The organism is Collimonas antrihumi (assembly GCF_018304965.1).
GTDB classification, from domain to species: Bacteria; Pseudomonadota; Gammaproteobacteria; order Burkholderiales; family Burkholderiaceae_D; genus Collimonas; species Collimonas antrihumi.
In genome coordinates, this window is record NZ_JAGQED010000040.1 from 22,098 (window position 1) to 28,347 (window position 6,250).

Here is a 6,250-nt window from a genome sequence, read left to right on the forward strand (position 1 = left end):
CAGATTCAGGCGAGCCGCGCCAGATGTCGCCGCACCGACAGCAATGCGCCGATCAACCCGAGGCCAGCGCTGATCGCCAGCAGCACCAGGCTAGCCAGCCAGTTCAGCGGCAGCAAGCGGAACTCGGATGCGTACAAACGGGCGAATTCGGCAATCGCCTGGTTCAGCGGTTGCAAACCAAACGCCACCGCACCCAAGGCCAGGCCGCCGGCGCACAGGCCGAGCAGCGCGCCAGTGTAATAAAACGGCCGGTGGATAAACGCATCGGTAGCGCCAACCAGCTTGGCGACGGCGATTTCTTCACGCTGGGTCAGCACTTGCAAGCGCACGGTGTTGAACACCACGGCTACCACTACCACCGCCAGCGTGCTCGCCAGGAACAGCAGCACCAGGCGCAAGATACCCAACAGCGCCGCCAGCCGCTTGACCCACTCCGAATCGACTTGCACGGTATCGACGCCGGGCAAGGACTTCAGATCAGCCGCAATGGTGTCGATACGCCCGGCGTCTGGCGCATCGTGGAAACCGGCCAGCTTCAACACATAGGCATCCGGCAAAGGATTCTGGCCCAGCGTGGTCAGGGCGTCGTCCATGCCGGTTTTGTTTTTCAGACTGATCAAGGCGTCTTCACGCGGAATGAACAGTACTTTGGCCGAGCTGCGGTGTTGCTGCAGAATCGCCGCGATAGGCTTGGCCAGTGCGCTTGTCTTGTCGCGTGCCGCATCCAGCGCCATGAAGACGCTGATTTCCGGTTCTACCGCCAGTTGCTCCGAGACCGGGCGCACGTTTTCTATCAAGGTCAGGCCGCCAAACGGCAGCGCCAGCGCAATCGCCACCACCAGCACATTCAGCGCAAAGCCGCCGGGCGCCTTGAACAGATGGGTGAAAGCATCGTTGATGGCAAACAGATGTTGTCGCAGCCAGCTCTTCATGCTGCACCTCCGCTATTGCCGTTGTTGCTGCTGTTATTGTTGACTAAGGCTGAATTCTGCCAATGGTCCACAATCTGCCCCTGATCCAGGAACACCACGCGGTTGGCGCTGTTCAGGAATTGTTCGTCATGGGTAGAAATCAGGCAAGTCACGCCGACCGCATGAAACGACCTGAGCGCATCCAGTACTTTGTTGGCGTTGTCGCGATCGAGATTGGCGGTCGGTTCATCGGCCAGGATGATTTGCGGCCGGTTGACAATCGCACGGGCGATAGACACGCGCTGCTGCTCGCCGCCCGAGAGGGCTTTCGGATCGGTCGCCGCCTTGTCCAGCAGGCCGACTTTATCGAGTGCCGCCCGGGCCCGCTTTTCCGCTTCGGCGCGAGTGGCGCCGGTAACCAGCAGCGGCAGCATGACATTGGCCAGCACGGTACGGTCCTGCAGCAATTTTTGCTGTTGCAGGATCAATCCGAGATTGCGCCGCAGATAAGGCAGGCCGGAAGATTTCAACTTGCCGACGTTGGCGCCGCTGACAGTCAACGTCCCGCTGCTAGGGCGCTCGATGGCTGCAATCAGGTTGAGCAGCGTGGTTTTGCCGGCGCCGGACGGACCGGCCAGGAAAATCAGGTCGCCCTTGTTAACCGTCAACGTGATATCGCGCAGCGCGACCACGTCACGCGCATATTTTTTGGAGACCTGGTTGAATTCAATCATGGAATGGCTAGGGTCCGATAGTCCAATAACAAATGGTTCGAAATCAAAGGGTTCAAGATTAAATACTGCGAAATCAACTCAGCAGTGCATCCACAAACTCGGCAGCATCGAACGGTTGCAAGTCTTCGATTTGTTCGCCGACGCCGATGAAATATACCGGGATCGCGCGCGTGGTGGCGATAGCCGCCAGCACGCCGCCCTTGGCGGTACCGTCCAGCTTGGTAATCACCAGGCCGGTCAGGCCCAGCGCATCGTCGAAAGCCTTGACTTGCGCCAGCGCGTTCTGGCCGGTGTTGCCGTCGATGACCAGCAATATTTCATGCGGTGCAGTGGCCATGCCTTTGCCGATGACGCGCTTGATCTTCTTCAGTTCGTCCATCAGGTGCAACTGCGTCGGCAGGCGGCCGGCGGTATCGACCATGACTACATTGGTGCCGCGCGCCTGCGCCGAATGCACGGCGTCGAACGCCACCGCAGCCGGATCGCCGGATTCCTGCGAGATTACCGTGACGTTATTGCGTTCGCCCCAAATCGTCAATTGTTCGCGGGCGGCAGCGCGGAACGTATCGCCGGCAGCCAGCAATACCGATTGTTTATGGGCCTGCAGATGTTTGGCCAGTTTGCCGATGGTGGTGGTCTTGCCGGCGCCGTTGACGCCGGCGATCATCATCACCAGCGGCTGGTGCTGATCCAGGACCAGCGGTTTTTGCAGAGGACTGAGCAAATCGATCAGCAAGCTGCGCAATGCCGCCTTGACCTGGGTGGCTTCGGTCAGCTTGTCTTCCTTGACCTTCTTTTTCAGGGTGTTGAGCAGGAAGTGGGTAGCTTCGACGCCAGCGTCGGAGACCAGCAGCGCCGATTCCAGCTCCTCGTACAAGTCGTCGTCGATCTTGGCGCCGACGAACAAGATACTCAGGTTGGACGAGGTTTTCGACAGTCCGGTTTTCAACCGTGATAACCAGGAGCGTTTTTGTTCAGCGGCCACCGGCGCCGGGATGATTTCGGCTGCAGCTTCGGTTTCGACCTTGGCCTTGATAGCCGGCACGGCGCTCACGACAGCAGTAGGCTCCGCATCTGATGTAAGGTCAGCAGCGCTCTCTACCGGTGTTTCCAATCTTTCTATCTGCACTAATTCCGCTGGCGCAGAAGATTCTGGCAAGGGCACAACTTCGGGTTTTGGTTTTTTCTTGAAGAAACTAAACATCTGAGGCCTGATCTGTAAGGCGGTGAAATAGGGCGTTGCAGCAGCTTTTCAGGGCTGGCTGCGCAAGAGGTACAATCTCCGGCATTCTATCAGAGCGCAGCCTGTTAAATTAGGAAGGATGTCCGTAACACTGCCCCAGCGGCGTTATCCCTCCTGGCCATGTCGCCCCCGCGAACGCGGGGATCCATTTTAAGTTCAACATGGATTCCCGCTTTCGCGGGAATGACGGTGCTCTTAAAATAACTTATATGTTCTTGCTTATTAACGGAATTCCAGCAAATTTCCCCATTTTTATTAAAATTAATAACGAATTAATGAAGAAGCCAAGCAACAAAAAAACACCGAAGACGCCGGTGCATGCCATTAAGCCGCCATTGGCGCGCCAGGTCCGAATCATCGGCGGTGCATGGAAACGTACGCCGTTGGCGGTATTGGATAGCGAAGGCTTGCGGCCGACGCCGGATCGGGTGCGAGAGACCCTGTTCAACTGGTTGACACACTTGCTTGATGGCAACTGGAGCACGGTCCGCTGCCTCGACCTGTTTGCCGGCACTGGCGCGCTAGGGTTTGAAGCCGCCAGCCGTGGCGCACTGGAAGTGACGATGATCGAGCACAACACGCCGGCCGCACGCCAGCTGGAAGCCACCAAAACCAAGCTGGACGCCAGCCAGGTGCGGATTTTGCGCAGCGATGCGGTAACCTGGTTAAGCAAGGCTGGCACTGAGGCCGTTGCAGATTCTGCGCGTTTCGATTTGATTTTCCTCGATCCGCCGTATCAGCAGGGCTGGCTGGAAAAGGTGCTGCCGCAATGCCAGGGTTTGCTGGCCGAGCATGGTTTGCTGTACCTGGAGTCCGAATTCGCATTGCAAGAGGACGCTTTACCGCCCTGGCTGAACGACTGGCAACTGCTGCGGGCCGATGAGGCTGGTAGCGTGTTTTACCACTTGTTGAAAAGGCAAGAGCATTCTGGCTGATGCAAATTCAGGCATAATGCGCGATCTGATTGGGGTGCAAGGGGAAGAAGATGGTCACTGCAGTTTATCCTGGAACGTTCGATCCGCTCACACGCGGCCACGAAGATCTGGTGCGTCGCGCATCCGGATTGTTCGACAAGTTGGTGGTAGGCGTCGCCGACAGTAAAAACAAAAAACCGTTTTTCTCTCTGGAAGAGCGCTTGTCGATTGCGAACGAGGTGCTGGGCCATTATCCCAACGTGCAGGTGGAAAGTTTCTCCGGCTTGCTCAAGGATTTTGTGCGTCAACACGATGCCAACGTGATTGTGCGCGGCTTGCGCGCCGTCTCCGACTTCGAGTTCGAATTCCAGATGGCCGGCATGAACCGCTACCTGCTGCCTGACGTGGAAACCCTGTTCCTGACGCCGTCGGACCAGTACCAATTTATCTCCGGCACCATCGTCCGCGAGATCGCAACGCTGGGCGGCGATGTCTCCAAGTTCGTCTTCCCTTCGGTCGAAAAATGGCTGAAGGAAAAGCTGGACGCACAGCAACCTTAAGGCGCTTCGCTGCGGCGAATCTCCAACAGGATTAAAATAACGGCAAGTAGTAAGGCGGGATCAGTCGATCCCGTGGCAACTTGATTTAAAAAGAGTAGTGCAATGGCTTTATTGATCACCGACGACTGTATTAATTGCGACGTATGCGAGCCGGAGTGCCCGAACGGTGCGATTTACATGGGGCCGCTGATTTACGAAATCGACCCGCACAAGTGCACTGAATGTGTCGGCCATTTCAATGAGCCGCAGTGCCAGCAAGTCTGTCCGGTCAGCTGCATCCCCCTGGATCCGGCCTGGCATGAATCCAAAGAGCAGTTGCAAGCCAAGTACGAGCGCTTGCAGGCTGAGCTGGCGGTATCATCCGCCGCCAAGACGCAATAACTCCCTAGAACGCCAGTTCTACTTCGATTTCCTGCCCGATGTGCAGGACTTCGCCATCTCCCTCCAGCAATATCGTATTGATGCCGAAAGTGACGCTGTCGTCCCAGATCTGTACTGCCACGGTCGGCAGCGATCCGGCAGCCAGCGGCGCAGTCGCAATTTCAAGCGGCGGCATGTCCGGCGCATGCACGGTCATCGCATCAGCTTGCAGAACCGGCGCGATCAACGCCATCACTGCATGGCTGCGCTGCGATAGAAAGTGGCCGGCGCTGTCGACTACCATCCATCCGCGGTCATGCACGTGCTGATGGCTGAGGCCGGTGGCGGTGACAGTTGCTGCCGGCAGATCTATCCCGGCGCAGGATTTGATCGGATATAAGGTCAGCGTGGTGATGGTCGCATCGGTCTTTATTCCTTTAACGTTGCATCAGTCAGGATCGCGCCCAGCCAGTCCTGAAATTCAGTGATTGCCGCCTCTTTCCGGGTATCGAAAGGCGAGACTGAGAAGTAACTGCCACGTGCAGGGGCGGTGATGTCGAACAGGCGGATCAGGCGGCCGCTGGTGAGATGGTTGTGGGCCAGGCAGTTGCGGGCGAGCGCGATGCCTTGATCGGCTGCGGCGGCGTCCAGCAGATGCATGGGGTCGTCGTAAATCGGGCCGGTTTGCGGTTCGCCTTGCTGGATACCGGCGGCGGCAAACCATGGCTCCCAACCGCCATGGTGGGCAAACCGCAGCAAGGGATAGCGGGGTAAATCTTTAGGTACGATGGCGGGATGGCTGGCGTTGAACGCCGGGCTGCATACCGGGAAAATCACTTCGTTCAGCAAGCGTTGATAGCGGAAATTCTTGTGGCCGGTGCGACCGTACCAGATGGCGACGTCGGCGTCGCTGAAATCGAGTTCGCTCAGTTCGTGTGTACTGCGTAAGCTGATGTCGATATGGGGGTGTTGCTGGTGAAACACGGCCAGCCGCGGCACCAGCCATGCGCTGGCAAACGAGGGCGAAACGCTGACGCGCAGGGTTTGTGCCGCTTGCTGGCGTTCGACTTTGCCTATCTGCAGCGCCCGGTCTAGCGCCAGTAGCGCTTGCCGTACTTCCTCTGCAAGCAGGCGGCCGCCATCGGTCAGTATCATTTGCCGGCCTTCGCGCTGGAACAGTTTGCGTCCGATGCGCTGTTCGAGGGCGCGAATCTGGTGGCTGATGGCGCTGTGCGTCAGGTGCAGTTCTTCCCCGGCCCGGGTGTAGTTGCCTAGTCGTGCGGCAGCTTCAAAGGCACGCAAGGTCTGGGTTGGTGGCAGTCTTTCAAACATGATGGCGGAGGGTTTGCTTGTATATGTTTTTGTAATTCGTTATGCAATCGGTTAATTTCATTCACATATAAGGGAATGTCTGAATAAGTCCCAAACAAACCGATATTAATAAAAGCTACTTTTTTAAACCAAAAAAATGCGACTTCAAGACTACGAATATCAGATTAAGTCGGGCGGTTCATCGCCCGACTTAGCG

8 protein-coding genes are annotated in these 6,250 nt (G+C 57.3%); 3 read left to right on the top strand and 5 right to left on the bottom strand.

Features of this window, described 5'->3' with window-relative positions; all coding sequences use genetic code 11:
* Nucleotides 1–5: 5 nt before the first annotated feature.
* The 3 genes from ftsX to ftsY form a co-directional block, all read right to left on the bottom strand.
* The gene (gene ftsX / locus KHU29_RS20805; RefSeq protein ID WP_211455241.1) at nucleotides 6–932 is read right to left on the bottom strand and encodes a permease-like cell division protein FtsX; all 927 of its coding nucleotides are present in this window, start codon (nucleotides 930–932) and stop codon (nucleotides 6–8) included.
* Nucleotides 929–1,645 carry a cell division ATP-binding protein FtsE gene (locus KHU29_RS20810; RefSeq protein ID WP_211455242.1) on the bottom strand — a complete coding sequence of 239 codons (717 nt, stop codon included), beginning with the start codon at nucleotides 1,643–1,645 and terminating at the stop codon, nucleotides 929–931. Before KHU29_RS20810 ends, ftsX begins: the two co-directional genes overlap by 4 nt.
* 73 nt (nucleotides 1,646–1,718) lie before the next feature.
* Entirely contained in the window at nucleotides 1,719–2,849 is a 1,131-nt protein-coding gene (ftsY, locus tag KHU29_RS20815) for a signal recognition particle-docking protein FtsY (protein WP_211455243.1), read from the bottom strand.
* 314 nt (nucleotides 2,850–3,163) lie between these two features.
* On the opposite strand from ftsY, the gene rsmD reads away from it, so the two are divergent.
* From rsmD to KHU29_RS20830, 3 genes are all read left to right on the top strand, one after another.
* Entirely contained in the window at nucleotides 3,164–3,823 is a 660-nt protein-coding gene (rsmD, locus tag KHU29_RS20820; protein ID WP_211455244.1) for a 16S rRNA (guanine(966)-N(2))-methyltransferase RsmD, read from the top strand.
* 50 nt (nucleotides 3,824–3,873) lie between these two features.
* Nucleotides 3,874–4,362, top strand: a complete 489-nt coding sequence (gene coaD / locus KHU29_RS20825; protein WP_038485166.1) for a pantetheine-phosphate adenylyltransferase — start codon at nucleotides 3,874–3,876, stop codon at nucleotides 4,360–4,362.
* A gap of 102 nt (nucleotides 4,363–4,464) precedes the next feature.
* Complete coding sequence (locus KHU29_RS20830; RefSeq protein WP_211455245.1) at nucleotides 4,465–4,743, top strand: YfhL family 4Fe-4S dicluster ferredoxin; 279 nt, start codon at nucleotides 4,465–4,467, stop codon at nucleotides 4,741–4,743.
* Nucleotides 4,744–4,747: 4 nt separating this feature from the next.
* Here the strand turns inward: KHU29_RS20830 and KHU29_RS20835 are convergent, their stop codons facing one another.
* Both KHU29_RS20835 and gcvA read right to left on the bottom strand, forming a co-directional pair.
* Entirely contained in the window at nucleotides 4,748–5,155 is a 408-nt protein-coding gene (locus KHU29_RS20835) for an MOSC domain-containing protein (protein WP_211455249.1), read from the bottom strand.
* Nucleotides 5,152–6,054: a transcriptional regulator GcvA gene (gene gcvA, locus KHU29_RS20840; RefSeq protein WP_211455246.1), complete on the bottom strand. Its 903-nt coding sequence runs from the start codon at nucleotides 6,052–6,054 to the stop codon at nucleotides 5,152–5,154. The genes KHU29_RS20835 and gcvA overlap by 4 nt, the downstream gene beginning before the upstream one ends.
* Nucleotides 6,055–6,250 lie beyond the last annotated feature (196 nt).